1 protein-coding gene is annotated in these 385 nt (G+C 41.6%); it reads right to left on the reverse strand.

What is annotated here, in order from left to right:
- Positions 1-385 (reverse strand): polysaccharide deacetylase family protein (locus SB658_RS22225; RefSeq protein ID WP_410602362.1); only part of this gene is annotated, 385 nt, incomplete at both ends.

Raw genomic sequence — 385 nt, forward strand, 5'->3', positions numbered from 1 at the left:
ATTCAATACCTCTGGAACATATTGTGAGTTTTTATATCTCCAGTCAAGGCTATCAATCGTCCAATCCCAGTAAATAAAGCCATGTTGGTTTAAACGTACTTTTTGATGATATGTTAAATTTGGAACACTGCCATAGGGTGTTCTCACAAGACGGGCGTAGACGCCTGTAACAGAAGCAAGAATGCGCTGAGCTTCTCTCATTTCATTTGCGGGAGACTCACTGTTCTGATAAAAGAGGTTTATATCATGCGTCATGCCATGAAGCCCCAATTGATGTCCTTCTTGATAAAGTCTTTTCACAGCTGCTTGGTGTGCTTGGATTTGCGGTCCAAGCATGAAGAACGTCGCCTTCACATGATGTGCTTTTAATACATCTAACAGCTGA

It is taken from the genome of Bacillus sp. SIMBA_008 (genome assembly GCF_046535495.1).
GTDB lineage: Bacteria > Bacillota > Bacilli > Bacillales > Bacillaceae > Bacillus > Bacillus subtilis.